The organism is Myxococcales bacterium (genome assembly GCA_016712525.1).
Taxonomy (GTDB): Bacteria; Myxococcota_A; Polyangia; order Polyangiales; family Polyangiaceae; genus JAAFHV01.
Genome location: JADJQX010000007.1, coordinates 999104 through 1025764, shown reverse-complemented (window position 1 = coordinate 1025764; position 26661 = coordinate 999104). Strand labels below are relative to the sequence as shown.

Annotated in this window: 25 protein-coding genes; 13 read left to right on the top strand and 12 right to left on the bottom strand. The window is 69.5% G+C overall.

Annotated features, from left to right (window positions below; all coding sequences use genetic code 11):
• Nucleotides 1-66 precede the first annotated feature (66 nt).
• A complete protein-coding gene (bamA, locus tag IPK71_21550) occupies nt 67-2790 on the top strand; it encodes an outer membrane protein assembly factor BamA (GenBank protein MBK8216326.1) in 2724 nt (907 codons plus the stop codon).
• A 127-nt stretch (nt 2791-2917) separates the two neighbouring features.
• On the opposite strand, the gene IPK71_21545 is transcribed toward bamA, so the two are convergent.
• The gene (locus IPK71_21545; protein MBK8216325.1) at nt 2918-4801 is read right to left on the bottom strand and encodes a protein kinase; all 1884 of its coding nucleotides are present in this window, start codon (nt 4799-4801) and stop codon (nt 2918-2920) included.
• 137 nt (nt 4802-4938) lie between these two features.
• Here IPK71_21545 and gyrA point away from each other — a divergent pair, with 137 nt between their 5' ends.
• Genes gyrA through IPK71_21530 form a run of 3 tightly spaced genes read left to right on the top strand, consistent with a single transcriptional unit; the run spans nt 4939 to nt 8839 of the window.
• Nucleotides 4939-7608, top strand: a complete 2670-nt coding sequence (gene gyrA / locus IPK71_21540) for a DNA gyrase subunit A (GenBank protein MBK8216324.1) — start codon at nt 4939-4941, stop codon at nt 7606-7608.
• A gap of 7 nt (nt 7609-7615) precedes the next feature.
• A complete protein-coding gene (gene nth / locus IPK71_21535) occupies nt 7616-8467 on the top strand; it encodes an endonuclease III (GenBank protein ID MBK8216323.1) in 852 nt (283 codons plus the stop codon).
• Nucleotides 8468-8470: 3 nt separating this feature from the next.
• Complete coding sequence (locus tag IPK71_21530; GenBank protein ID MBK8216322.1) at nt 8471-8839, top strand: hypothetical protein; 369 nt, start codon at nt 8471-8473, stop codon at nt 8837-8839.
• A 2-nt stretch (nt 8840-8841) separates the two neighbouring features.
• Here the strand turns inward: IPK71_21530 and IPK71_21525 are convergent, their stop codons facing one another.
• From IPK71_21525 to queG, 3 genes are all read right to left on the bottom strand, one after another.
• Entirely contained in the window at nt 8842-9297 is a 456-nt protein-coding gene (locus IPK71_21525; GenBank protein MBK8216321.1) for a hypothetical protein, read from the bottom strand.
• 63 nt (nt 9298-9360) lie between these two features.
• Nucleotides 9361-10392 carry a methylmalonyl Co-A mutase-associated GTPase MeaB gene (gene meaB / locus IPK71_21520; protein ID MBK8216320.1) on the bottom strand — a complete coding sequence of 344 codons (1032 nt, stop codon included), beginning with the start codon at nt 10390-10392 and terminating at the stop codon, nt 9361-9363.
• Nucleotides 10393-10499: 107 nt separating this feature from the next.
• On the bottom strand, nt 10500-11552 hold the full coding sequence (queG, locus tag IPK71_21515) for a tRNA epoxyqueuosine(34) reductase QueG (GenBank protein MBK8216319.1): 1053 nt from the start codon (nt 11550-11552) through the stop codon (nt 10500-10502).
• 51 nt (nt 11553-11603) lie between these two features.
• On the opposite strand from queG, the gene IPK71_21510 reads away from it, so the two are divergent.
• Nucleotides 11604-12692 carry a hypothetical protein gene (locus IPK71_21510; protein ID MBK8216318.1) on the top strand — a complete coding sequence of 363 codons (1089 nt, stop codon included), beginning with the start codon at nt 11604-11606 and terminating at the stop codon, nt 12690-12692.
• Nucleotides 12693-12708: 16 nt separating this feature from the next.
• Entirely contained in the window at nt 12709-13395 is a 687-nt protein-coding gene (locus IPK71_21505) for a methyltransferase (protein MBK8216317.1), read from the top strand.
• A 21-nt stretch (nt 13396-13416) separates the two neighbouring features.
• On the opposite strand, the gene IPK71_21500 is transcribed toward IPK71_21505, so the two are convergent.
• The 8 genes from IPK71_21500 to IPK71_21465 form a co-directional block, all read right to left on the bottom strand.
• A complete protein-coding gene (locus IPK71_21500; GenBank protein ID MBK8216316.1) occupies nt 13417-13995 on the bottom strand; it encodes an RNA methyltransferase in 579 nt (192 codons plus the stop codon).
• On the bottom strand, nt 13992-14774 hold the full coding sequence (gene trmD / locus IPK71_21495; GenBank protein ID MBK8216315.1) for a tRNA (guanosine(37)-N1)-methyltransferase TrmD: 783 nt from the start codon (nt 14772-14774) through the stop codon (nt 13992-13994). The genes IPK71_21500 and trmD overlap by 4 nt, the downstream gene beginning before the upstream one ends.
• 10 nt (nt 14775-14784) lie before the next feature.
• Entirely contained in the window at nt 14785-15381 is a 597-nt protein-coding gene (gene rimM, locus IPK71_21490; protein ID MBK8216314.1) for a 16S rRNA processing protein RimM, read from the bottom strand.
• Nucleotides 15382-15447: 66 nt separating this feature from the next.
• The gene (locus tag IPK71_21485) at nt 15448-15684 is read right to left on the bottom strand and encodes a KH domain-containing protein (protein MBK8216313.1); all 237 of its coding nucleotides are present in this window, start codon (nt 15682-15684) and stop codon (nt 15448-15450) included.
• A gap of 99 nt (nt 15685-15783) precedes the next feature.
• Nucleotides 15784-16041, bottom strand: coding sequence for a 30S ribosomal protein S16 (rpsP, locus tag IPK71_21480; GenBank protein ID MBK8216312.1), 258 nt, complete (start codon nt 16039-16041; stop codon nt 15784-15786).
• A gap of 190 nt (nt 16042-16231) precedes the next feature.
• Nucleotides 16232-16672 carry a hypothetical protein gene (locus IPK71_21475; protein ID MBK8216311.1) on the bottom strand — a complete coding sequence of 147 codons (441 nt, stop codon included), beginning with the start codon at nt 16670-16672 and terminating at the stop codon, nt 16232-16234.
• 76 nt (nt 16673-16748) lie between these two features.
• Nucleotides 16749-18245 (bottom strand): insulinase family protein, encoded by a 1497-nt coding sequence (locus IPK71_21470; GenBank protein ID MBK8216310.1) that lies wholly within the window; start codon nt 18243-18245, stop codon nt 16749-16751.
• Nucleotides 18242-19672: an insulinase family protein gene (locus IPK71_21465; protein ID MBK8216309.1), complete on the bottom strand. Its 1431-nt coding sequence runs from the start codon at nt 19670-19672 to the stop codon at nt 18242-18244. The genes IPK71_21470 and IPK71_21465 overlap by 4 nt, the downstream gene beginning before the upstream one ends.
• Nucleotides 19673-19879: 207 nt before the next feature.
• Here IPK71_21465 and IPK71_21460 point away from each other — a divergent pair, with 207 nt between their 5' ends.
• From IPK71_21460 to dnaK, 7 genes are all read left to right on the top strand, one after another.
• On the top strand, nt 19880-20548 hold the full coding sequence (locus IPK71_21460) for a sigma-70 family RNA polymerase sigma factor (GenBank protein ID MBK8216308.1): 669 nt from the start codon (nt 19880-19882) through the stop codon (nt 20546-20548).
• The gene (locus IPK71_21455; protein MBK8216307.1) at nt 20541-21038 is read left to right on the top strand and encodes a hypothetical protein; all 498 of its coding nucleotides are present in this window, start codon (nt 20541-20543) and stop codon (nt 21036-21038) included. Before IPK71_21460 ends, IPK71_21455 begins: the two co-directional genes overlap by 8 nt.
• Nucleotides 21035-21595: a hypothetical protein gene (locus tag IPK71_21450; GenBank protein MBK8216306.1), complete on the top strand. Its 561-nt coding sequence runs from the start codon at nt 21035-21037 to the stop codon at nt 21593-21595. The genes IPK71_21455 and IPK71_21450 overlap by 4 nt, the downstream gene beginning before the upstream one ends.
• A complete protein-coding gene (locus tag IPK71_21445) occupies nt 21592-22077 on the top strand; it encodes a hypothetical protein (GenBank protein MBK8216305.1) in 486 nt (161 codons plus the stop codon). The genes IPK71_21450 and IPK71_21445 overlap by 4 nt, the downstream gene beginning before the upstream one ends.
• Before the next feature lie 65 nt (nt 22078-22142).
• Nucleotides 22143-23072: a hypothetical protein gene (locus IPK71_21440; protein ID MBK8216304.1), complete on the top strand. Its 930-nt coding sequence runs from the start codon at nt 22143-22145 to the stop codon at nt 23070-23072.
• A gap of 166 nt (nt 23073-23238) precedes the next feature.
• Nucleotides 23239-24720, top strand: a complete 1482-nt coding sequence (locus IPK71_21435) for a DnaJ domain-containing protein (protein ID MBK8216303.1) — start codon at nt 23239-23241, stop codon at nt 24718-24720.
• 116 nt (nt 24721-24836) lie between these two features.
• Nucleotides 24837-26660 carry a molecular chaperone DnaK gene (gene dnaK, locus IPK71_21430; GenBank protein ID MBK8216302.1) on the top strand — a complete coding sequence of 608 codons (1824 nt, stop codon included), beginning with the start codon at nt 24837-24839 and terminating at the stop codon, nt 26658-26660.
• The last annotated feature ends 1 nt before the right edge of the window (nt 26661 follow it).

The following is a 26661-nucleotide window of genomic DNA, read 5'->3' as shown; positions in this document are numbered from 1 at the left end:
CTCCCTCCCTCGAACGCGATAGGACCGCGGGCGCCCGAGGGCTCGTCCCGGGTGCCTTCTTCCGCGATGCGCCTCCTTTCCACCCAGGTCCAAAAGCGGACGTTCGTCCGGCAGCTCGCGGCGTTGAGCGCGGCTATCCTTTGGATACTGTTCGTCTTCCCGGCGACCGCTGGCGCCCAATCCGCCGACGGAGGCCTGCCCGGGCCGACCACCGCCGACGCGCGCCCCGTCGACGCTGGCGCCCCCGCGAAGCCCCAGGGCGACGCTGGCGCCCCGTCGAAACCCGCAGGAGACGCCGGCGCTGGCCCCTCCGCCGCCGACGCGGGCGCCCCTGAAGCCGACCCGCAAAAGGGCACGCCCCGAGCCGCGGGCCCCGCGGAGCCCGCGATCCGCCTCCCGCTGACCGAGGCCGAGAAGGCCGCCGGGGCCACCATCCTCTCGATCGACGCCCGCGGAAACCGCCGGGTCGCCCGGGAGGACGTGCTCACGTACCTCCGCCTCAAGCCCGGCCAAGCCTTCCGCCCCGAGCTCCTCGCGTCCGACGTCCGCGCCCTGTGGGACTCGGGCTTCTTCGACGACATCGAGGTCGACCTCACCCGCTCCGACCGCGGCATCACCCTCACATTCCTCGTGCGCGAGCGCCCGAACGTGAAGGCCGTGGAGTTCGAGGGCAACAGCGAGATCGAGAACGACAAGCTCCAAGAGGCGATCGAGGTCAAGGCCAACACCATCTTGAGCGTGCCGGCCGTGCGCCGCAGCGTGCAGAAGCTGAAGGACGCCTACGCCGAGAAGGGCTACTTCCTCGCCGACGTCGAGTCCCAGATCGACGCCGAGAAGGACAACGAGGTCGTCGTCCGCTTCAAGATCGCCGAGCACCAGCCCGTCACCGTTCGGCGCATCACGTTCATCGGCAACTACAACGTGCCCGACACCGAGCTCCGCGAGGGCATGCAGACGGGCAACGGCGGCTTCTTCGCGTTCGGCTCGGGCGGCCCGTACCGCCAAGACATCTTCGAGCGCGACGTGCTCATGCTCACGGCCCTCTACTACGACAAGGGCTACATGAACGTGCAGGTGGGGACACCTCGCGTCATGCTCACGCCGGATCGTGAGGGCATCGAGATCACGGTCACCATCCACGAGGGTCCGCGCTTCAAGATCCGCCAGCTCAAGGTCTTCGAGCGCGACGCGGACGGGCGCGAGGTCGAGCCCATCGGCGGCCGCAAGGCGCTCCGCCAGCTCGTGAAGGCGAAGAGCGGGGACTTCTTCAACCGCGCCGATCTCGTGAAGGACCTCACCGCGGTCCGCCTCCTCTACCGCGACGCGGGCTACGCCAACGTCGAGGCCGACCCCGAGACCGAGCTCGACCCGGTCCATCGCGAGGTCGACATCGTCATCCCCATCCGCCGCGGCCCGCTCGTGCACGTCGAGCGCATCGAGGTGAAGGGCAACACGAAGACCCGCGACAAGGTGCTCCGTCGCGAGATGGAGATCGAGGAAGGCCAGCTCTTCTCCGAGACCAAGGTCGAGGACTCGAAGCGCCGCATCACCGCGCTCGGCTACTTCGAGCGGGTCGACGTGAGCACCCAGCAGGGCTCTTCGCCCGACAAAATCCAGATCACCTTCGAGGTGACCGAACGCCCGACGGGCACGTTCCAGGTCGGCGCGGGCTTCTCGAGCGTCGAGAATTTCATCGCGACCGCGCAGGTCCAGCAGGCGAACCTCTTCGGCAACGGTCAGTCCCTCGCCCTCCAGGCGCAGATCTCCGGGCTCCGCCAGCTCATCAGCATTCGCTTCTTCGAGCCGTACTTCCTCGACTCGGACTGGTCGGCCAGCACCGAAATCTACGACCAGCTCTACATCTTCACGGACTTCTCGCGTCGGTCGCTCGGCGGCTCGCTCACCTTCGGCTACGCGCTCATCCAGCCGTGGCTCCGCGTGAGCCTCACCGGCACGGTGCAGAACGACACGGTCGACACGACCGCCGTCACGACCTTCCTCGGCTCCACGTCGAGCTTCGCGAGCACCTTCCAGAGGCTGCCGCTCGCGAACCTCTTCAACGCCGGCCGCACGATCTCGCTCCGCCCGACGATCACGTACGACACGCGAAATAACCGCCTCTTCCCGACGAGCGGCCTCTTCCTCCAGGCCTCGACCGAGGTCGCGAGCGGCGTGCTCGGCAGCGAGATCGAGTTTTTGCGTCACAGGCTTACGGGCCGCTTCTACATCCCCCTCTTCGGTCAGACCGACCAGGCCGGCTCGGGCGTGGTCTTCAAGGTCAACAGCGAGGCGGGCCTCGTGACGAGCCCGAAGTCCGAGGGCGTGCCGATCTTCGCGCGCTTCTTCCTCGGCGGCATCCTCGACGTCCGCGGCTACCGCCTGCGCACCGTCGGCCCTCGCCTGCCCCTCAACCAGTCGCTCGACGTGAACTCGGCGCCCATCACGAACGGCGCGAACATCGGCGGCAACCTCCAGGCGTACACGAACGTCGAGCTCGAGTTCCCCATCATCGACAAGGTGGGCATCCGCGGCGTCACCTTCTTCGACGCCGGCAACGCCTGGAACCTCGAAAACCAGTACTGCCAGACGACGCCCGCGCCGCAGTTCTCGAAGCTCGTGCGCCCATGTTTCGAGGCCTCGTCGCTCTTGAACCTGCGCGCCTCGACGGGCTTCGGCGTGCGCTGGTTCTCGCCGCTCGGGCCGCTCCGCTTCGAGTGGGGCTTCCCGCTGAACAAGCTCTACTACGAAGAGAGCAGCGTGTTCGAGTTCACCATCGGCAACTTCTTCTGATCCTCGGCGCGCTCGCGACCGTCGCGTGCGCGATGGGTCGGAGAGAGGCCGCCCGGGCGATTCGTCGTCGGCCTCCGAATCGCGCATGGGCCAGCAGCGGGCCCCACACATCGGCGTGGAGCGTGGCCTACTCGCGGCCGAGCACGAACACGACGGACGGGGTCAGCGTGCCGCCGTCCGGCGTCTTCTGCGCCGGCGGGAACGGGAACGGGGCGACGGCCAGGGCCGAGTCGGTGCAGTCGCGGAGCTGGCCTGCGGGGCCCGGCTCGGTCGTCGCGTGCACGACCGTGCCCTCGCGCGTGATCCCGGAGAGCGAGAACCCGCGCTTCGTGAAGGTCACGTTCCACGGGACACCGGTGCGCCCCGGCCCCTCGAAGCACGTCGCGAGGCGCTGCGACATCTGAGCGACCGCGGCGCGCATCTCGGCCTCGCGGGGGGCGACTCCCGTCATGCTCACGACCCGAAAACCGTAAGCCTTTCGAACGGTTGGGGTCGACGGTGCCGGCGCCGGGCCGGGTGGGACCTGAGGCTTCGCGGGCGCGACCGTCGACGCGGGGGGCGAGGCGGACGGAGGCTCGGACGCGGGGGCCGAGGCGGACGGAGGCTCGGACGCGGGCTGTGGCTCGCCCGGAGAGGACGCGGGCTGTGGCACCACCTCCGCGTGGGAGAGCGCGCGTAGCGCGACGACGGCCACCACGAGCAGCGCGACCAGCGCGACCAGACCGAGCACGCCGACGACGAGCACGATTCCGCCGATAGCCGAGGAGCCGTTCGACCCCTTCCCACGCGCGGCGTCGTACGTGGGGGCCGAGGCCGGCACGAACGTGGGTGCGGGCGCGAACGCAGGCGCGACGGCGCTCGATCTCGGCGCGGGGGGCGCGGGCACGAAGGCCCCGAGCGAAGGCCGAGCCCCCGGGTCCGACATCCGCCCCGGGTCCGACATCCGCCCCGGGTCCGACATCCGCCCCGGCGCGTACCCCGGAGCGGACTGCGAGAGCGAGAGGCCTCGCGACGCGACCGGCGGCGGCGCGCCGAGGGCCTCGATACGACCGACCGCCGGGGGGAGCAGCGGACCGCTCGGGGAAGGCACGGGGACCCCGAGCTCGGGAAGAGGCGGCGCGCCGTACCCCGACACCCTCCCAGGCCCTTGCGAGCGCAGCGCCTCGCGCATGGTGTCCGCCGAAGGGAAGCGCTCCTCGGGCGACACGCGCGTCGCCCGCGAGACGATCTCGGCGAAGACGGGCGGAAGATCGGGGCGCCGCTCGGAGACGCGGGACCTCCGCGTGGGGCTCGTGCTGCTCGCGATGACGTCGGGGATGGTCTCCCCTTCGAGGGCCGGCGCGAGCGTGGCGGCCTCCTCGAGCACGAGGCCGAGCGCGAAGAGGTCGGTGCGCGTGCCCACGGCGCCGTAGGTCGCCATCCATTGTTCGGGCGCGGCGTACCTCGGCGTGAGCGCGACGCCCGTCGACGTGTGCATCGTGGTCACGTCGCCCCGCGCGAGGCCAAAATCGAGGATCTTCGTCACGAGCCCCGAGGGACCGTCCACGATCATGACGTTCGCGGGCTTGATGTCGCGGTGCACGACGCCTCGCTGGTGGGCGAACGCGAGGGCCTCGAGGAGACCGTCCGCGAGCCGGACGAGCTCGTCGGCGGAGAAGGGCCGACGCTCCCGCGCGCGTCGCTCGATCTCCTCGTCGAGCGTGCGGCCGGCGAGGTGCTCGAGCACCACGTACGGGCTCTCCCCGAGGTGGGTGTGTACGTTCCCCACATCGTAGAGGCGCACGATCCCCGGGTGCGAGAGCTGGAAGAGGACCTTGGCCTCGCGCATGAACGAGGCGACGTCGGCCCCGGCCTTCTGCGGCTTCAGCACCTTGATGGCCACGGGCTGATCGAGGGCGAGCTGTCGCCCCACGTACACGACGCCGAAGCCGCCCTCGCCGATGACCCCGTCGAGGCGGTACTTGCCGTCGAGCACCCGACCGCCGAGGTTGAAGGGATCTTGGGGGCTCACGGTCCTCGACGGGGACGATAGCGGACCCGGCGGAGAGAAGCGCGGGCCTTTCGCCGAATTATGCCCCTTTCGCACGGCGAAAATAGGGGTTTTGGCCTTGTCCCGCCCTCCGTCCTGAACTAGTGTTCCGCCCGCTCATGACGTCGCCGAACCCGCCCTCGCCGCCCCCCACGTCACCGAACCAAAAGATCCCGGTCTCGATCCAGGACGAGCTGCGAACGAGCTACCTCGACTACGCGATGAGCGTCATCGTCGGGCGCGCGATCCCCGACGTGCGCGACGGCCTGAAGCCCGTGCACCGGCGCATCTTGTTCGCCGCGTACGAGGCCGGCCTCATGCCGACGACGGCGTTCCGCAAGAGCGCCACCATCGTCGGCGACGTGCTCGGCAAGTACCACCCGCACGGCGACGCGAGCGTGTACGACGCGATGGTCCGCCTCGCTCAGGATTTCTCGATGCGCTACCCGCTCATCGACGGCCAGGGCAACTACGGCAGCGTCGACGGCGACCCGGCGGCCGCCTACCGCTACACCGAGGCGCGCCTCTCGAAGGTGGCCGTCGAGCTCCTCACCGACCTCGACAAGGAGTGCGTCGATTTCCAGCCGAACTTCGACGACAGCAAAGAGGAGCCCACGGTGCTCCCTTCGCGCATCCCGAACCTGCTCGTGAACGGCTCGGGCGGCATCGCGGTCGGCATGGCGACGAACATTCCGCCGCACAACCTCGGCGAGGTGATCGACGCCACCGTGCACCTCGTACGGAACCCCGACTGCCCCATCGACGACCTCATGCGCTTCGTCACGGGCCCCGACTTCCCCACGGGCGGCCTCATCTACGGGCGCTCGGGCATCTTGCAGGCGCAGCGCACGGGCCGCGGCAACATCATCATGCGCGCCAAGATCGACGTCGAGAAGGCGCCGGGCAAGGGCGAGCGCGAGCAGATCGTCGTCACCGAGATCCCCTACCAGGTCAACAAGGCCAAGGTGGCGGCGCGCATCGGCGAGCTCGTTCGCGAGAAGAAGATCGAAGGCATCAGCGAGGTGCGCGACGAGTCCGACCGCGATGGCATCCGCCTCGTCGTCGAGCTCAAGAAGGACGTCCTCCCCCAGGTCGTCATCAACCAGCTTTACCGCCTCACGGACCTCCAGACGTCGTTCGGCGTCATCAACCTCGCGATCGTGCGCGGGCGCCCCGCGGTGCTCGACCTCCGCGAGACGCTCGCTTGTTTCGTGGAGCACCGGCGCGACGTCGTCACACGGCGCACCCGGTACGAGCTTCGCCAAGCCGAAGCCCAGCGCGAGATCGTCGAGGGCTTGGGCATGGCCACGACCGAGGTCGACCTCGTCGTGAAGACCATCCGCCAGAGCCGCGACACGGACGCGGCGAAGGTCGCCCTCATGGCGCTCCCACTGAAGGGGCTCGAGGCCTTCGTCCGTCGCGCGGGCCGGCCCGAGGACGAGATCGCCGAGGCCAAGGAGCGCGGCGACTACTTCCTGTCCGAGCGTCAGGCCAAGGCCATCCTCGACATGCGCCTCGCCAAGCTCACCGGCCTCGAGCAAGAGAAGCTCGCGGCGGAGTACGGCGATTTGTCGAACGAGATCGCACGGTTGCGCGGCATTCTCGCGAGCGAGAAGGTGCTCTTCGATCTCATCGTCATGGAGCTCGAGGAGATCCGCGCGAAGTTCGCCGACAAGCGCCGCACCGAGATCGTCGAGAGCGAGGCCGACATCAGCGACGAGGACCTCATCCAAGAAGAGGACATGGTCGTCACGATCTCGCACGCCGGCTACATCAAGCGCACGAGCCCGTCGGCCTACCGCGCGCAGAAACGTGGCGGCAAGGGCAAGGTCGGCATGGAGGCGCGCGACGAGGACTGGGTGAGCCAGCTCTTCGTCTCGTCGACGCACTCGTACGTCTTCTTCTTCAGCGACAAGGGAAAGGTCTACGTCAAGAAGGTCTACGAGATCCCGCTCGCGGGGCGCACGTCGAAGGGGCGCGCGATCGTGAACTTCGTCGGCATGGAGCCCGGCGAGAAGATCGCGGCCGTCGTCGAGGTGCCGGCCATCGAGCCCGAGCGCTTCGTCACGACGCTCACGAAGCGTGGCCAGATCAAGAAGACCGAGCTCACCGACTACGAGAACTTCCGCCAAAAGGGCATCATCGGCGTGAAGATCGAGGGCGACGATCAGCTCCTCTCGGCCGTCTTGACCGACGGAAAACGCGAGCTCCTCATCGCCACGAAGCAGGGCCAGAGCATCCGCTTCCCCGAGGAGCAGGTCCGCCCGACGGGCCGCAGCACCATGGGCGTCAAGGCGATCGACGTGGGCGACGACGATCAGGTCGTGGGCTTCACCGTGACCGACGACAAGCGCAAGCACGTGCTCGCGGTGTGCGAGCGGGGGTATGGCAAGCGCACCGACATCGAAGAGTTCCGCATCCAGAACCGCGGCGGCAAGGGCATCATTCTCATCGACGCGAGCGAGCGGAACGGCCCCGTGGTCGACGTGAAGCTCGTCTGCGACGAGGACGAGGTCATGCTCATCACCGACCGAGGGCAGATGCTCCGCACGCGCGTCGGCGAGATCCGCGAGACCGGCCGCAACGCGCAGGGCGTGAAGATCATGAGCGTCGAAGAGGGCGAGCGCATCGTCGGGGTCGAGCGTCTCGCCGAGTCCCCGGTCGAGGCCGAGGTCGAAGGCGACGAAGGGGCCGAGCTCGCCGAAGGGGCCGAGGTCATCGACGGCGCCGGAGAGACCGAAGGCACCGCCCCGGGCGACGGCAACGACGCCCCGCCGGACCTCAACTGAGGGCACCGTGGCTGCCTCGAAGAAGCCCACCAAGACCGCCGAGACCGCCGCGCGCCAAAAGCGCCGCGCGGGGCCCTCGGCGTCGGCGACGGAGCTGCTCGCCGCCCTCCGCGAGGCTCACCCCGACGCCCACTGCGAGCTCGATCACCAATCGCCGTTCCAGCTCCTCGTGGCGACGGTGCTCTCCGCCCAGACGACCGACGTCGCGGTCAACAAGGCGACCCCCGCCCTCTTCGCCGCCTACCCCACGGCCGAGCGCCTCGCCAACGCGAGCCCCGAGGCGGTCGAAGAGAAGATCAGCACCATCGGGATGTTCCGGCAGAAGGCCCGCAACGTCACGAAGCTCGCCAAGATGCTCGTGGAGCGGCACGGCGGCGAGGTGCCTCGCACGCTCGACGAGCTCGTCGAGCTGCCCGGCGTGGGGCGAAAGACGGCGAACGTGGTGCTCGGGGTCGCGTTCGGCGCGCCCGAGGGTGTGGTCGTCGACACGCACGTCCAGAGGCTCGCGCAAAGGCTCGGATTCACTAAAGAAACCGAGCCCGAGCGCATCGAGAAGGCCCTCTGCGCAAAGCTCCCTCGCGACGTATGGGACATCACGAGCCACACGCTCATCTTCCACGGGCGGCGGGTGTGCTTCGCCCGGAAGCCCGCCTGCGGCACGTGCTCGGTGAACGCGCTGTGCCCGAGCGCCTTCGAGGCCGAAGAGGTCGGGCGAAAGCCGAAACGCGCCCGAGGCCCCGAAGCCACCCCCGCCAAGAAGGCCGCTCCCACCAAGAAGGCCACCCCCGCCAAGAAGGCCACCGCCGCCAAGAAGGCCGCCCCCGCCAAGGCCGCGGGCTCTCGCGCCCCGAAGCGGTGAGGCATGGGCAGCTCGGGGGCTCCGAAGGCCGCGTCTGGGCCACTCGCGGCCTTCTTCGCCGGGCACTTGCTCTCGTACCCGGTCGTGTTCGTGTTCGCCGTCTTCGGTGTGATCCCGGCGCTCCGCACGATCCCACCTGGCGAGCTCGCGCGCGAAGCGCCGCGTGACGTGGTCTTGCACGTGCTCGGGCGGCTCGCGTGGCCGTCGGTGGGGATCTTCGTGCTCGCCCACGCCGCGGCCATCCCGTGGATGCGCGACGGCGGGCGTGCCGGCCGCGGGATGAGGATTTCCCTGGCGCTCTACGCCGCGATGCTCGCGCTCGGCGGGGCGCTCGCGGCGTACGTGTGGGGCAAGCTCCTCTTTTTCACCTGACGCTACTTGCTGTCGAGCTCACGACGGACCTCTTCGTAGGCCGCCGCGGGCACCACGCGCTGCCCCGCCTTGATGACCCAGGCCTCGGTCTTGCGGAGCGGATCGGCGTAGCCTTTTTGCGACGTGGGCGACTTCACGACGACCCAGCCGTTCTTGACGCGGTACTCGGGGCGGCCGTCGCCGCGGCCGATTTCGCGGAGGACGAGGCCCTGGTAGCCCCCTTGGCCGGGCTGCGGGAGCACGCGGTTCTTCTGCTCTTCGAGGTCTTCGACGCGCTTTCGAAAGCTCCGCGACTCGCTGTGGCTCAGGGTGAAGGAGGGGTTGTCCGCGCCCTTCGACAAATCGATCGTGACCCGCATTTGAGGCTCGTCGTTCGCGCTCGACGGGCTCTCGGCGTCGGGGCAGCCGACGAGCGAGAGGGCGAAGAGGGCCGAAAGGCCGAGGCGAGCATGGTTCACGCGGAGCATCATCGTGGGCCCATAGTGGCCGAAAACGGCGGTCTTCGGGGCAAAAACCACGAGTCAGGCGCGCCCACCGCGGAAGGCCTCGAGGAGCGCTTCGGTCTCCGTGTACGGGTCCGAGGTGCGCTCGGCCACACGATGGGTCGCCGCCTCGATTTCGGCGTGGAGGGCGCGGGTCGCCGCCTCGATCAGCGCCTCCCGGAGCCCCTCGCGCACCTCCTCGCGGAGCCTCGCCTCCTTGCGCGCGCGGCCGGCCTCGGAGGTCTCCACCCAGGTGCGATGGGCGTCGAGGTGACCGACGAGCGTATCGATCCCCTCGCCGCGGACGGCCACGCAGCGCGCGATGGGGGGGGTCCACGAGGCCGAGTGTCCCGAAGCGGGCGCGCCGGATGTCACGGCGCTCCCATGGACCACGTGACCTCGCGACTTCGACGCCGCGACCATCGTCTCGGAGCCGAGCGCGATCATGAGCTCGATGTCGCGGATCGTAGAGTCGGCGCCGTCGCGGTCGGCCTTGTTCACGGCGAAGACGTCCGCCGATTCCATGATCCCCGCCTTGATGGCTTGCACCTCGTCGCCCATGCCGGGCGCCATCACGACGAGGGTCGTGTGCGCGGTGCGCGTGATCTCGAGCTCGTCCTGCCCGACCCCCACGGTCTCCACGAGCACGACGTCGGCCCCGGACGCGTCGAGCACGCGCACCATGTCTCGCGCGGACCGCGAAAGGCCCCCGAGGTGGCCGCGCGTGGCGACGCTTCGAATGAACACCCCGGGATCGGTCGAGTGCCTGCCCATGCGGATCCGGTCGCCGAGGATGGCGCCACCGCTGTAGGGGCTCGAGGGATCGACGCAGAGCACGGCCACACGCTGCCCACGGGCCCTGTACGCGCTCACGAGGCGGTCGGTCAGGGTGCTCTTGCCTGCTCCAGGATTTCCAGTAATTCCAACCACATAGGCGCGCCCCGTGTGGGGAAACAGCGCCTTCAGGACGGCCTCGGACCCCGGGACGCGATCGTCGACGGCGCGGAGGGTTCGCGCCACGGCGCGCGCTTCGTTCTTCAGAACCCCGGGCACGAGCGAAAGCGGATCCATGGGCGACTCGCTACCGAAGAACACCGCCCCTCGGCAAGCGCGAACACGAGCCGCGAGCATCGGGGGCGGACACGCGGAGGAGAAGTCGCCGATCGCTGCGGCTCGGCTCAGCGACGGCGGCCGAGAGCCCAGTCCGCGGCCTCACGCACGGCCGGGCTGACGTCGTCTCGAAGCCCCTCGAGCACGGCGCGTGTCGCGTCGCCGTGGTCTCCTCGATTGCCGAGCGCGATCGCCGCGTTGCGACGCAGCCCATCGCGCCCCGGTCGCCCCATGGGGCTGCCCTCGCGGAGCGCGTCGAAGGCCGCCGTGTCGAGCGACGCGAGCCCTTCGAGAGAGAGCTCGGCGAGGCGGGCGTGAGGGGTGAAGGGGCGCGGATCACCGGCCGAGCCGCGCCCGGCGTTGAAGGGGCACACGTCTTGGCAGGTGTCGCACCCGAACACGCGCTCCCCGATTCCCTCGCGGAGAGGCTCGGGAGCGACCTCCCGCGCCTCGATCGTGAGGTAGGCCACGCACCGGCGCGCGTCGAGCACGAACGGCTCGGGGAACGCCGTCGTGGGGCATGCGTCGAGGCACGCGGTGCACGCCCCGCAGCGCCCCGTGATGGGCTCGTCGGGCGCGAGCGACAGCGTGGTCACGACCTCGCCGAGGAGGACGAACGACCCCTGCCCCGGCACGATCAGGAGCCCATTTTTTCCGACGAACCCGAGCCCCGCTCGTGCGGCCCATGCGCGCTCCAAGACGGGCGCATCGTCGAGCAACGGGCGCGCCGCGACCCCTTCGCCGAGCGTGCGGACGAACGCGGCGAGGCGGCGCAGCTTCTTACGTACGACGTTGTGGTAGTCCTGTCCGCGCGCATACTTCGCGATGGACTGGGCAATTCCGGGGTCCTCCGCCGCGTCGGCACGTTTGTAGCTCCGGGCGACGCACACGACCGAGCGCGCCCCCGGCAGCATGCCCTCGCCCTCGAGGGACCTCCGTACCTCACGGTCGGCCTCGAGGTACGCCATGTCGCCGTGGTAGCCCCGCGCGAGGAACTCCTCGTAGCGGGCGAAATCCACGTCCAGCGGGAGGTCGGCTCGCGCGATGGCGACGGCCTCGAACCCGAGGCGCTTGGCCTCACCCTTTACGCGCAGCGTCAGGCTCTCGACGGAGATGCTCAAGGGACGCTGAGCACGCTAGCTCGGCCCGGGCGTGGTTGCTATGCCGACCCCATGAAGAACGTGCTCGCCCTCGCCGCCCTCCTCGGCGCTCTCGTCTCCCTCGCTGGTGCGTGCTCGAGCAATACCATCGCGTCCCCGGCGGGAGACGGCGGCGCTCAAGCGTGCCTCGAGGCCGCGAAGGACGATCACTGCGCGGCGTGCACGGCCCCCGCGAACGCGAGCCCGACGTCGTGCCGTGCCCCACGAAACGTGAGCGCGTGCTGCACGTTCGTCGCTTCTCCGACCCGCGAGCTCGCGCGCGGCACGGGCCTTAACCGCTATTCGTCGACGGATCCCACGCTCAGGCTCGGCTGCCTCGACGCCCCCGGAGCGCTCGAAGCACCCCAGACGGTGACCTTGAAGGGGTACGTCCGGCTCTTCTCGAGCGGAAACGACTCGGCCGGCGTCCGCATCGAGATCTTCAAAGAGGGCCCGAACGGGACGCTCGGCGAGAAGCTCGGCCAAGCGGTCGAGACGAAGGACACCGACGCCTTCCTCGAGCCCAAGCCCACGTGGCTGAAAAAGTGCCCCGAGGGCGGTTGTACGCTGCGCGCCTACACGTACGCCGGCGTCCCGACCGAGACCCCCCTCATCGTCAAGACCAGCGACGTCGTCCCCGGTGGGAGCCGCTGGAAAGACCTTTACGACTACAACGTCATGTTCCGAAACGCCCGCGTGCAGGGCGGGGTCGTCGAGCACGATCCCGCGGCCGTCGCCGCGACCGACGTGAACACCGTCGCGGCCGCGGCCGGAGGCTTCATCCCGAAGCCGGACCGCGGTGTGCTCGCGGGCGAGGTGCACGACTGCGACGACGTTCGCGTCTCGGGCGCGATGGTCGACACCGACGTCCCCCACGAGGCGGATCTCTTCTACTTCGGCGAGAACGAAGCCGATCCCCTCCCCGACCAGCAGCAGGCGCGAAACGGAACGAGCCGCATCGGCCTCTTCGGAGCCCTCAACTTCCCCACCGCGGTGCCGATCCGCGTGACGGCCGTGGGCAAGGTGAACGGCGAGACGACGCTCGTCGGCACCCACGTCGTGCAGACCTTCCCCGGTGCGGTCACGGCGCTCAGCCTGCGAGGCCGGCGCCCGACGAAGTAGGCCCACGCGGCGGGGTATGAACGTCACGACCGACATCGTCTTCGGGCTCGAGCTCGACCAGCCGGCGCGAGGCGAGGGCTACCGCGTCAACGTCGACGCGCTCCACCTTTCGCGGTTCGCTCGCCGCGAGGGGCGCGTCGCGAAGCACGCCGTGGACCTCGGATCGGGGGTCGGCACGGTGGGGCTCCTGCTACTTCGAACCGGCAGCGCCGCGCGTGTCACGCTGGTCGAGCGCGAGCCTTCGATGGTGGCGCTTTGCCGGAGCAACGTCGCTCGGAACGGCGTCTCGGGAGAGGCGAGAGTCCTCGAAGGCGACGTGACGAACCCCGAGCTCCTCCTCGACGCGCGAGCCGATCTCGTCGTCTCGAACCCGCCTTTTTCGCCCGAGGGCCGGGGGCGTGTCCCGCGCGATGCCGTGCGGCACGCCAAGGTCGGCCCGCTCGAGCCCTTCGTCGTGCTCGCGCGGCGGGCGCTCGCCCCGAGAGGGCGCGCCTGTTTCGTGTATCCTGCAACCGAGACGGTGCGGCTCTTCTCGACCCTACGCGCGTCGGGGCTCGAGCCGAAGCGCATCGCGTTCGTCCACGCGCGGCTCACTCTTCCGGCCAGGGTCGTCCTCGTCGAGGCGCTCCCCGGCAAGCCCGGCGGCCTCGTCGTCGAGCCCCCGTGGACCGACGCCGAGCTAGGCCCGGGCAGCGCCGCGTAGCTCCGGCTCGGGACCTCGGAGTCAGCGTTCGCCGAGGAGGCGATCGAGGGTCAAGGCACACGCGGCGCGCACGCTGAGGTGCTTGTACCCGTCACCGCGACCTTCGCGCGCGCCGAGCGGAGGCAAGAGGGCGTCGACCTCGGCGAGGAGCTCGTTCGGGAGCCCCCACGCGGTGCCGAACAGGATGACGACCGGCTTGCCAGGCACCTCGAGCTCCCGGCGGGCCTCGACGAACGAGAGGGTGTCGCGCGGCGCTCGCGCGGCGGTCGCCCACACCGTCACCCCGTCGCGTCCTCCGTACGATGCGTAGACGTCGGCGAGGGACCGCACCGGGCGGAGGAGCGCGAGCGCCTCTTTTCGCGTGGGGATGCGGGCCGCGCTCGATCCCACGGTCCAGTGCTCGCGGATGCGCTCGACGAGCGCGAGCTGCGCGTCGACGGGATGCACCACGAAATACGAGGAGCACCCGAACGTCCGAGCGCTCCGCGCGAGGTCGTGGACATCCAGGTTCGTGACGGTGGAGGTCACGATGCCCTTCTGCGCGTCGAGCACGGGGTGGTGCACGAGCGCGATGGAGACCTCTCTACCCTCTCCGCTCATTCGTCGTTCCCCTCGGGCTCGGGGCGGACGACGGCCCTCTCCGCGCGCGCGCGACGCTTCGGTGGCGAAGGCAGGGCCGCCTGCCGCGCCTCGTACGCGGCCCACAGATCGGGCCTGCGCTCGCGGGTGCGCGCCTTCCGCTCCTCGTCACGAAAGTCTTTGATCTTTTTGTGGTTTCCGCCCGCGAGCACGTCCGGCACGCCGAGCCCCCGGAACGTCACGGGGCGCGTGTACTGCGGGTACTCGAGGAGCCCATCGTCGCCGTGGGATTCCTCCTCGACCGACGCCGCGTTGCCGAGCACCCCTGGGAGGAGCCGCACGGTCGCCTCGATGACGGCCATCGCGGCCACCTCGCCCCCGGTCATGACGAAATCGCCCAGCGAGACCTCTTCGTCGACGAAGTGGCGGACACGCTCGTCGAAGCCCTCGTACCGACCGCACACGAGGGCCAGCGCGTTCATACCCGCGAAGCGCTTGGCGTGGGCCTGAGAGAACCTCGCCCCTTGAGGCGTGAGCAGCACCCGGTGCGCGCGTGCCTCGTCGGCGCCGTCTTTCTCGAGCGCCTCGAGCGCCTCGACGAGCACGTCGACGCGCATGACCATGCCGCTCCCGCCGCCGTAGGGCGTGTCGTCGACGCTCCTATGGTTGCCGAGGCCATGATCACGAGGCGACTTGAAGCGGAGCTTCGCCGCCCCGGTCGCGACGGCGCGACCGACGAACGATACCCGCGCGAAGGCCTCGAAGAGCTCGGGGAAGAGCGTGACGACGTCGATCCGCACGCGGGCGCCTTCACTCCGCCTTCGCCCGCTTCTCGCGGGGCTTCGGGGGGGGCTTCGGGGCCTTCGGCTGCGGCCGCTCGAGCCCCTCCATCGTCTCGACGACGAAGCGACCTCGGGCCACGTCCGCCGTGGACACGAACGCGGCGACGAGCGGCACCTCGTAGTCGGTCCCTCCGTCGTCGGCGCGCACGACCAGCGTGTCGACGCTCGGGTAGCTCACGATGTCCCTCACGTGCCCGAGGCGCACGGGCTCCTTCCCGGCCTCCTCGACCCACACCTCGGCCCCGAGCGCGTCGCAGGTGTAGAACTCGCCCTCGCCCAGCTGGGGGAACGAGGCTCGTTTCACGCAGATGAGCGCGCCTCGGATCTCCTCGGCGCGATCACGATCGTCGACCGAATGGAGCTTCATCAAGATGGCTTGGTCGGCGCGCCGCGCGAAATCGACGCTGACCTCGTGCTCTTCGCCGTCCGTGAGGCGCACGAGCACCTCGTCTTGCTCGAGGAGGACGTCGCTGTCTTTGTTGAAGAGTCGGAGGCGCAGCTCTCCACGCACCCCATGTGGGCGAGCGACCTCGGCGAGCGGGACCCAGGCTTCGGGCGAAATCATGTCTTCTCCGCGTGCGGCGGGCGCAAAACGGCCCGAGAACCGAAGGGGCTCCCGGGCCGCAGCACGTCAGTCGACGATGTCGAGGTGGGCGCGCCGCCCGAGCTTCGTGGACATCGCCGAGAGGAGCGTACGCATGGACTGCGCGGTGCGCCCTTCTTTTCCGATGACCTTGCCCACGTCTTCTTTGGCGACGCGGAGCTCGATGAGGCTGTTGTTCTCGCCCGCGATCTCGGTGACCACGACCTTCTCGGGGTGGTCGACGAGCTCGACGGCAATCGATCGAATCAGCTCTTTCAGGGGCATGTTGGACCTCCTAGGCGCCTGGACCACGTTCATGGGCCGGCGGACGCACGACCGCCGTCACGCGCCACCCGAGCGGCGACGCGCGCGACGGTCACGAGATCACTTGGCAGCCGCGGCGGCCGCTTTTTTCTGGGCCTTGATGAGGCCGAGGACCGTGTCGGACGGCTGGGCGCCGGTGCCCGTCCAGTAGGCGAGACGGTCGGCGTCCACCGTGAACGAGCCCTCACGCGACGGGTCGAAGGTGCCGATGTTCTCGAGGAACCGGCCGCCACGGGGGCTCCGGTGATCGGTCACGACGATGCGGTAAAAGGGCTTCTTCTTGGCGCCCGCGCGGGCAAGACGGATGTGAACGGCCATGACGAACCTGCGAAATCTTCGTGGAGCTTGGGGAGGTTTGCGCCGAGAAGAGGCGCATCCGCGGGATGCCCGGGCACCTCGGGGGTACCTACGGGAGGGCGCACCGTACGTTTGTACTTCACACCCGTCAAGGCCTTTTGCACGCGCGCGCCGCAAAAAGGCCCCGGATGGCCCCGATGAGCGGAGCCGTTCAGCCGTTGACCGACAGCACCCGGGTGAGCCTTTGGAGCATCGCGAAGTGCGCGAAACCACCGTAGATTTGGAAGCTCTTCGCCCGCAGGGCCGACATGGCCTGCTTGAGCACGTCCCGCTGCATGTCGTTCTCGGGAATAGGGAGCCCGAACGGTCCGACAGGCATGTTCGAGAGCGCCATGACCACGTCGCTCGTGGCGCGGATGGTCACGTCGGGGACCGACACGATGCCGTCGTGGACCGTGAGGTGCCCGAACGCGAAGCGCAGCGTCAGGGCGACGTCGGCGTCGTCGGCCACGATCGCGTAGCTCCCGCGGAGCGCGTAGAAGTCTTTCAGCTTGTGCGGCTTCGCGTCGAGGTTCTGGCGGACGAGCTCCGCGAGCATCGACGCGAGGCCATTTTCTTCTGCGCCGGGCGCGAGAGCGATGGATACGGACATGGGCCTCGACGATTAGGCAGGAGCCGCCGAGCCGTCAACGACGAAGCGAGCGCCTGCTCCCGTGCATCGACGTGGCTCACTCGACGACGAGGACCTCGACAGGGCCGAGCCCGAGCGGCTCGATCTGGGGCAAGACCTTGTCTTTCGGGCCGACGATCACGATGGCGGCGCGCGCTGGGTCGAGGTGCTCTCGGGCGACCTTCTTGAGGGCCTCGACGGTCGCGCCGTCGCGCAGCTTGGCAGCTCTCGCCTCGTAGTCCGGGGCTTCGCCGATGCCCGCCATTCGCGCGAGGCGCGCCGCGGCCGAGGCCACGCCCTCGTACCCCTCGACGAGCTCGGCGCGCCCCACGAGCCTCGTTTTTTCGGCCTCCTCGCTCGTCGGACCGTCGGTCGCGTAGGCGGCCACGTCCGCCAGGAGGGCCTTGGTCGCCTCGCCCGTCTTGGAGGTCTCGACCGAGGCCTGCGCGACGAACATCCCCGGGCCACGAGCGAACGAGAGCCGCGAGCTCGCGCCGTACGTGATGCCCCTCTCCTCGCGGAGGTCTTGGTTGAGGCGTGAGGTGAAGGACCCGCCGAGCGCGACGTTCGCCCTCGAGAGGACCGGCGCGTCGGGGAGCTGGGCCGCGAGCCCCGGGAGCACGAGCGAGACGACGCTCTGCGGGGCGTCGGGCCTGTCGACGACGACGACCCTGCGCCTCGGCGCGACCTCGGGCAACGCCGGAGCGGCGAGGGTCGCGCCACGCGCGCCGACGTAGCTCCCGAACGCGGGGAGGAGCTCGTCTTCCAGCGCTTTTCGGTCCACGTCGCCGACCACGACGAGGGTCGTCCGCTCCGGGCGAAAGGTCTTCCCGTAGAGGTCGCGCACGTCATTCAAGGCGATGGCCGCCGCGCCGCGCGGGGTCCCGTCCGTCGGGTGCCCATAGGGGTGATCGGCGCCGTACCGAACCCGCAGCCCGGCCACCCGCGCCACCTCGCCCGGATCGTTCTTCCTGGCGCGGAGGTCGTTCGCCCAGAGCTCTTTCACGCGGGTGAAATCGGCCGCGGTGAACGACGGGCGCGCCACGACGTCGGAGAAGGGCACGAGCGCCGCGCCGAGGTTTCGCCGGAGGACGGTGAGCTGCGCGAACGAGTAGTCGGCGACCGCGCCGGTCTTGACTTGCGCCCCGAGCGCCTCGAACGTCCGCGCGAGCTCGAGGGCTCCCTTGCCCCCCGCCCCCTCGTCGAGCAGGTTCGCGACGAGGCTCGCGAGGCCCTCTTTTCCGGGCGGATCGACCGAAGCTCCGCCCGGCACGACGACCGACACCGACACGATCGGGAGCGTGTGACGCTCGAGCAGCCACACCGTGAGGCCGCTCTTCGTCGTGACGACCACCGGCGCGGGCGGAACGTAGGCAGGAGGGCGCTCCGGCACCGGGCGCTCGCCGAGCACGTCCGGCGAAGCGACCGCGGTCGGCGCGGGCTTCGGCGGCGGAGCGAACGGGAGGGGGGCCTTGGCCGACGGCGGTGCCATCGGCTCGCAGGCCGCGAGGGAAAGGACGAGGACCGTCGCGACGGCGCCGAAGCGGAGGCTCATCGCCCACCTCGATCCGCCGTGGCCTTCTCGGGTGCCGGGAGGACGGTGAGCACGACATGCGCGCTCTTCGAGAGCGTCGAAGCCGCCGTCTCGCGAAGATCACGAGACGTCACCGCGCGGTAGCGCGCCAAGTCTTTGGAGAGGTACCCGGGGTCGCCCGTCTCCTCTTCGTACGCGTTCAAGAGGCTCGCCCGCTCGCGAACGCTCTCGAGGCGCGTCATGAGCGACGTCTCGATGCCGACTTTCGCACGCGACACTTCGGCCTCCGTGGCGTCCTTCGTTCGGACGCGCTCGAGCTCCTCGGCCACGTGCGCTTCCAGGGTCGAGAGGCTCGCGCCGGGCCGCGCCGTCACCTCGACGACGAACCGCGACTCGAGCGCTCCGGAGGCCTGATACGCCTCCACCCGTTGAGCCAATTTCTCTTTGAATACGAGGCGTTCCGTGAGCCTGCTCGCCTTCGTCCCCGCCAGGACCTGCGCCAGAACGTCGAGCTCGGCGTCCCCTTTGGCGAAGTGCTTGGGCGACGGCCACGCGAACGTCACCCGAGGGAGCTCGACGGCGTCGGTCATCGTCTCGCGCACCACGCTCGAGAGCTTCGGGGCGTCCTTCGGCAGCCCGGGATCGGACGCGCGAGGCACGGTCGGCAGCCCCCCGAAGTACCGGACCACGAGGGCCCTCGTCGCCACGGGGTCGAAGTCCCCGGCGACCACGAGCGAGGCGTTCGACGCCGTGTAGTGCGTCGCGAAGAACTGCTTCACGTCGTCGACCGAGGCCGCCTCGAGGTCGGCGTGAGAGCCGATGACGGGGTGGTGGTACGGGTGGCCCTCCGGAAAGAGGAGCTCGGGGAGGCGGAGGTCCGCCTTTCCGTAGGGCTGGTTCTCGCTGGTCTGACGGCGCTCGTTACGGACCACCTCGCGTTGGGCGTCGAGCTTTTCGCGGGTCATGAGCGGGCCGAGCTCACCGAGCCTGTCGGCCTCGAGCCAGAGGAGGAGCGGCAGCACCTGCGAAGGCCCGACGTCGTAGTAATCGGTCCGATCCTCGCTCGTCCACGCGTTGTTCCAGCCGCCGGAGGCTTCCATCCACGCGTCGAACGCCTTCGTCGGGGCGCGCTTCGTTCCCATGAACATGAGGTGCTCGAACAGGTGGGCGAAGCCCGTGCGCCGCTTCGGCTCGAACCGGGAGCCGACCCGGTACGAGAGGTTGACGACCGCGGTTGGGACCGTGTGGTCCACGTGGAAAATCACCCGAAGGCCGTTCGGGAGGGTCTCCTTCGTGAAGGGCAAGAGCTCCCGCACGGCGGAGGGCTCGGGGGGCTTCGAGGGCGCCTCCGGGGCGGCGACGGCGACCCCTGCCGAGAAGGAGGAGAGGCCGACCGAGAGACCGACCGCGAAGAGGGCGAGTGGGCGCACGAACGACGGCGAGGGCATCGCGGGAGACCCTACCAAAGTTCGGGGCGACCGCGCCGGACTGTAAGGGCCGCCCTCGGCTTGCGTTCTCCCTCCGTGACCGCGCTCTCCCTCCCGATCCCCCCCTTCCCCTGGAAAGCTGCGGCACCTGGTCGCTGGGGCTCGGTCTGCCCGGGGGCGGTGCTACGAAATGTCCCAAGGCGTACGAGGTCCACTACGCTCGCCTCCGTGGCGACCTACGACGAGGCCGAGCGAGAGAAAGAACGGGAGCGCGACCGCGCCCTCGTCGCTCGCGCCCAAGCCGGAGACAAGGGCGCGCTCGGCGAGCTCCTCCGCCTCTATGGTCCCCTCCTCTACCGGTCGGTCTTGCTCCCTCGCCTCGGCTCCGAGGCGGCGGCCCACGACGCGCTCGCCGAAACCTACGAGAAGGTCGTCGCCAAAATCGGCTCCTTCGAGTGGCAAAATGTCGGGTTCTTTCCATGGCTTAGGGTCGTCGCACTGCGCGTCGCGTTGGACGCTCTCCGCGCCCGAAAGCGGCTCGTGGTGTGGGACGCCGACGACGTGCAGCGCGAGGTGGACGCCACCGCGACGAGCACCCCGCTCGACCAGAAGGTCTCGGACACGCACGACCGCGAGGTCGTCAAACGCAAGCTCCACGCGGCCCTCGGTGCCATCAACCCGCGGTACGCCGAGGCGATTCGCCTCCGGGTGCTCGACGAGGTCCCGCGCGAGGAGGTGGCGGCGCGGATGGGGGTCACTCCCGCGACGTTCGACGTGTTGCTCCATCGGGCGACGGCAGCGCTGAAGAAGGCGCTCGGCGCTCCCCCTTTGGACGAAAGTGCGACATCATCTCCCGGCAAGACCGAGAGCCCGACGAAGGACAGGAGCCATGGCTGACGCCCACGACGACGCGGCCGCGAACGAGGGAGCTCTCGACCTCGACGCGCCCCCGACCGAAGACGAGCTCCGCGAGGCCGACGCGCTCGCCCGCGCCCTCGAAGGTGCCTCGACGAGCGACGACGCGACCTTCTTGCGAGCGGTCCGCCTCGCCCACGCGCCGGAGAAGTATCCCCTCTCGGACGAGGAGAACGCCCGCATCGCGGCAAGGGCCCTCGGCAAGGCTCCGAGCGCGAGGTCGGGGCGTGTCATCCGGGTCGCCTTCGGCGCGGCGTCGTTCGCCCTGGCTGCCGCGGCGGCCATCGTCCTGGTCCTCGGAGGCGACCGCGGGAGCCAGGCCCCTACCCGGCTCGCCCAGTCGCGATCGACGCAGGAGCTCTTCCGAGAGCCCTTCGCCCAAGGGCAAGCGTCGGCGCGCATCGACCGTATCGCGTTGGCCCGATCGAGCGATCTTCGTGAGAACCGCTTCGCGCGATGGGGGGTTCGATGAGCCGCGCCGCCCTTCTTTTCGCCGGTGCGCTCGTCGCGCTCGCCTTGGCGTTGGCCGTCGCCTGCGGACGGAGCACCCCACGCGACGACGCGGCGTTCGACGTCGAGACCATGGCGTACTTGTCGGAGGCCCGCGCCCTTCACCACCAGGCCGGCATCCGCGAGGACGAGGGCGATCTCCCGGGAGCGATCGGCGCCATGACTCGTCTTACGTCGGCCGCGCGCCCGCACCCCGAGCGGAGGGTGCCCGAGGTCGAGGAGGTGCTCGCGGACGCCTTCGCGAGGCGCGCGGAGCTCGAGCTACGCGCTGGCAACACGGACGGCGCCATGGTGTCGGTGCGTGAGGGCCTCGTGCACGCCGAAGGGCCGACCTTCTTCCGCGGGCATTTGCTCGAGGTCGAGGGCCTCGTCGAGAAGGCACGTGCGGCGTCGTTCCAGGATGCGGGGAAAAACGACGAGGCCAAGGCCGCACGAGAGCGCGCCATTCGTCGGCTCGACGAGGCCGTGAAGATCCAGGAGGCCGTGGTCAACGCTTCGCTCGACGGAGGAGCTCGATGAGAACACGCGGTGCATTCGGGCTCGCTGCCGCCCTCACGTGCGCAGCTTGTGGTGGGGCGAGCTCGAAGCCGGCAGAGTCCGCCCAAGCTCCGTCCGCCGCGAGCGAGTACGCCCCGGACTCCCCCTCGAAACAAGCCGGCGCCGCGAGCCCCGTCCAGGCTCAGCCGCAGGCTCCACCCCCCTCACCGGCCCCCGGTGTCCAAGGGCCAGGGAGGTCCGAGCGGATCCGCGCTTTCTATTCTCTCGGCGTCGAGCTCGATCAAGCCGGCCCCGACTGCCGGGCCGCCTGCCGGGCCCTCGGGGCGATGGACCGCGCGGCCGGCGAGCTCTGCGACGTCGACGGGCACGACGGAGTCTGCAAAGACGCCGAGGGGCGCGTGAGGGACGCGCGCGACCGTGTGCGCACGTCGTGTGGCACGTGCCCCGACGGCGTGGTGCTCGATCGCGCCGCCCCGGTACCCGCGGGCAAGCTTCCGAAATGAATAAGCATTTTGTCACCCCACCGCAGCTGCTTGCGGGGGTGCCCCGCCTGGCGTAGCCAAAACGCGTGGAGCGTGACGACCGACATGACGTGCGCCAAGGGGGCGCGTGGACCTTCGGTCAGTCCCTCAAGAACGCGATCCTCTTCGGCGCGGCGCGGTGCCTGCTCGCCCTCCTCGGGCCCCTGCCGCGGGCCTTTCTGGTGCGGCTCGGGCGCGCGCTCGGCGCCCTCTGCCACGCCGTGCTGCGCGGGGAACGGAACAAGGCCCGGGCCAACGTGGCTCGCGCGCTGCCCGGCATGCCTGCAAGGGAGGCCGACGCGCTCGTGGCGCAGACCTTCCGGACCCTCGGGGAGAACCTCGGGGACACCGTCGATCTGTATGGAAAAGCTCGCCTCTCCCCGAGCCTCCCCTTCGAGGCCGGATCGCTCGAGGTGCTCGATCATGCGAGGCGCGAAGGGCGCGGTGTGGTGCTCGCGTCGGGGCACCTCGGGCCCTGGGAGCGGGTCGCCGCGTCCTTCGTCGAGGCAGGGTGCCCGCTCGTGACGCTCGCCCGCGAGGCCTACGATCCTCGCCTCACGAGCGTGCTCGTCCGCCTCCGCGAGAGGCACGGTGTGCGCGCCATTTTCCGAGGCTCGCCCGGCGCCGCCGTGCGCATCGTCCGCACCCTCCGGCGGGGCGAGGTCCTCGGGGCTCCGATGGACCTCGCGTCCCGAGTGCCCTCGGTGCCGGTCGAGATCCTCGGCCACGAGGCGCCGACGGCCGTCGGACCGGCGCGAATCGCCCTCCGCTCGGGCGCCCGTGTGGTGGTCGGCTCGTTCGTCGGCGGGGTCATCCGAGTGACGCCCGTCCCGACGGACGACCTTCGCGCCGGGCCGGGCGCCGAAGTCGAGCTTTGCCGTCGCATCAACGCCGAGCTCACCCGTCGCATCCTCGAGAGCCCCGAACACTGGCCGTGGATGCACGACAGGTTCCGGACGAGCCCGCAAAGGCATTGATATCGCCCACGATTTCGGGAGAGACTCGGGAGCTTCTCGTGGGCGGAGCCGCTACCCGGGGAGCACCTCGTGGTCGGGGGTGCTCGCCGGGCGGGAAAAAAAGCCGCGCAAATGGTTCGTGAATCCGACCCACTGCTCTAACCTTACGTTCTGGAGGCATCCGTCCGTGGCAACCTTGGTTCCCCGCGTGCGCGCCGGGGTCGACGTCCGCACGCTCCCCCTCGACCCGACCGACGGCTTCGTGCTGACGCGTATCGACGGCGTGACCCCCGTCCACGCGATCGCGCAAATGACCGGCTTGCCCGAGTTCAGCGTGTCGGCTTCCGTCGAGAAGCTGAAGGGCCTCGGGGCGGTCGATCTCATCGATCCGGCCGCGCCCCCTCCGAACGTCCCCCCCCCCCCGCCCGCAGCCTCCGCCCCCGACGTGACCCACAAGGCCAACGCGTCGACGGCCGGACGTTCGCAGCGCTATCCCGAAGAGGAGCTCGACGAACCGGACGTCGACCTCGAGCGGGACCATCGCCGCCAGGTGCTCGACCTCTTCTACGACCTCGACGACCTCGACCACTACACGCTGCTCGGGCTCACACGCGAAGCCGACAAAAAATCCATCAAACGCGCGTACTACGACCTCGCCGCGAAGCTCCACCCCGACAGGTTCTTCCGAAAGAAGCTCGGTAGCTTCAAGTCGAAGATGGAGGTCGTGTTCGCGCGCATCACGAGCGCCCACGACACCCTCACCGACAAACAAGCCAAGGCCGACTACGACGCCTACCTCGGCGACGTCGTCAACACACGCGCCCTCGAAGCGCAGCTCGCCCGCGCCCAAGAAGAAATCCGCCTCGCCAAAGAGCAGGTCGAGGCTCAGGCACGCGCCGCCGCCGAGGCCGCCGCGGCCATGGCCGCCGAACGAGCTCCCTCCCCCTCCACCCAAGACCTCGAGCTCAAGGCCCGCCGCGAGGCCCTCGCCCGAAGGCTCGGCCGTCCCGCGGTCCCCCCGGCCCCTGGCTCGCGCCCGGACGTCGCTCGAGCGGCCCCCGAGGCCCAGAGCGCCGCACGGTCTCGCTCGGTCGAAGAGAACCGGGACACCCTGCGGAGAATGTACGAGGATCGGCTGAAAGCCGCGCAGAAGGCCCAGGCTCAGAAGTACGCCGATCTCGGCCGCGCCGCCCTCTCCAACAACGATCCCGTGGCGGCTGCCAACGCGCTGCGCATGGCGGTCTCGTTCGAGGAGGGCGATTCCGCGCTGAAGGAGCTCTTCGAGCAGACCGAGGCGCGCGCGGCCTCGGTCCTGATCGAGACCTACCTCAAGGCGGCCCAATACGAAGAGCGCAGCGAGCGTTTCGCCGAGGCCGCGCGGTCCTGGTCGAAGGTGAGCCAACTCCGACCGACGGACGCCGTGCCCGCAGACGCCGCCGCCCGATGCCTGCTCGCCGCCAAAGGAGACCTCCACGAGGCCGCTCGGCTCGCCCAGCACGCCATCTCGGTGGCCCCTCAGACCACGAAGTACCGCGTCACGTTGGCCAACATCTACTTGGCCGCGAACCTCGTCCTCGCGGCGAAACGCGAGCTCGAGAACGCCGCCCGTGTCGACCCGAAGAGCACGGTCGTCTCGGAGCTCCTGAAGCGCCTACCGAAGCCCACCTGAGGCCCACCTGAGGGTGGCAGGCGGGTTTTCCACGCCGACCGATCGGAAAAGTGATCACCCTTCGCCCACATGAGGCATGCTTGGGGGCGGATCGGAAACTTGGGAGAGAGTGCCGCATGGACAAAGTGATCGGTATCGACCTCGGCACGACCAACTCGTGCGTGGCCATCGTGGAGAACGGCAACCCGGTCGTCATCCCGAACCGTGGCGGTTACAAGACGACGCCGTCGATGGTGGCGGTCACCGAGGCCGGAAAGCGGCTCGTGGGCCACATCGCGAAGCGGCAGGCCATCACGAACGCCGAGAACACGGTCTACGCGGCCAAGCGCCTCATCGGGCGCAAGTGGACGTCGCCCCAGGTCAAAAACGCCGTCGCCACGTCGAGCTACAAGGTCGTCGAGGGCCCGCACAACGACGTGCGCATCGTCCTCCGCGACAAGGAGTTCAGCGTCCCCGAGGTGTCGGCCATGATCCTCCAGGAGATGAAGGTCATCGCCGAGGACTACCTCGGGGAGCCCGTCTCCAAGGCGGTCATCACGGTCCCCGCGTACTTCAACGACAACCAGCGGCAAGCCACGAAGGACGCAGGCGAGATCGCGGGCCTCGAGGTCATCCGCATCATCAACGAGCCCACGTCCGCGGCCCTCTCGTACGGCTACGGGCGAAACGTCGAGAAGACGGTGGCCGTGTACGACTTCGGCGGCGGCACGTTCGACATCTCGATCCTGGAGATCGCGGGGAACGGCGTCTTCAAGGTCATCGCGACCGCGGGAGATACCTTCCTCGGAGGCGAGGACGTCGACGCGCGCGTCATCGACTGGCTCGTGCAGGGCTTCAAGGACGAGCACGACATCGACCTTCGTCAAGATCGGATGGCTCTCCAGCGTCTCAAGGACGCCGCCGAGAAGGCCAAGTGCGAGCTGTCGAGCGTGAACGAAGCCGAGGTGAACCTCCCCTTCATCATCACCTCGAGCCGCAACGAGGCCCTTCACCTCCAGCGCACGCTCACCCGCCAGGTGCTCGAGGAGCTCGCCGACGATCTCATCGCCCGGACGGTCGACATCTGCAGGCAAACCCTCGAGGATGCACGCCTCGAGAAGGACGAGGTCGAGGAGATCTTGCTCGTCGGCGGCATGACCCGCATGCCCAAGATCCAGCAGGCCGTCGCCAAATTCTTCGAGCGTGAGCCCTCGAAGGGCGTGCACCCGGACGAGGTCGTGGCGCTCGGCGCGGCCATCCAGGGCGCGGCGCTCGTAGACGACAAGCAGGAGATGATCCTGCTCGACGTGACGCCGCACGCGCTCGGCATCATGACGTTCGGCAACTACTTCGAGGAGCTCATCCCGGCCAACACCACCGTGCCGACGCAGCGCCAGAAGATCTTCACGACGAGCCGCGACAACCAGACGGCCGTGAAGATCCTCGTCATGCAGGGCGACTCGACCAAGGCCGAGGACAACGAGCTCCTCGGAGAGTTCATCCTGACGGGGCTTCGAAGGGCTCCCAAGGGCACGGTCGAGATCGAGGTGACCTTCGAGATCAACGCCGACGGCATCGTGTCCGTCCGCGCGAAGGATCTCGAGACCGGCCTCGAGCAGTCGATCCAGGTGACCGCGACGAGCGGCCTCACCCGCGACGAGATCAAGGCGATGATCGACAACGCCAAGGACGAGCTCGTCGACCGCCGCACCTCGGAGGAGTTCGAAAGCGCGAAGCAAGAAGCCGAGAAGACGATCGCGCAAATCGAGGAGCTCTTCCCGCAGGTCCAGCAGGTCGTCGCGTCGAGCGACTTCGGCCGAGACGCCATCGAGAAGGCCAAGGGCATCGTCGCGAAGGCTCGTCAAGCGATCGAGAAACGCGACGCCGCGGCCGTGAAGGAGCAACTCGAGGGCCTCATGCGCACCCACCGCATGTTCAAGGGCGTGGTCGCAAAGACCTGAA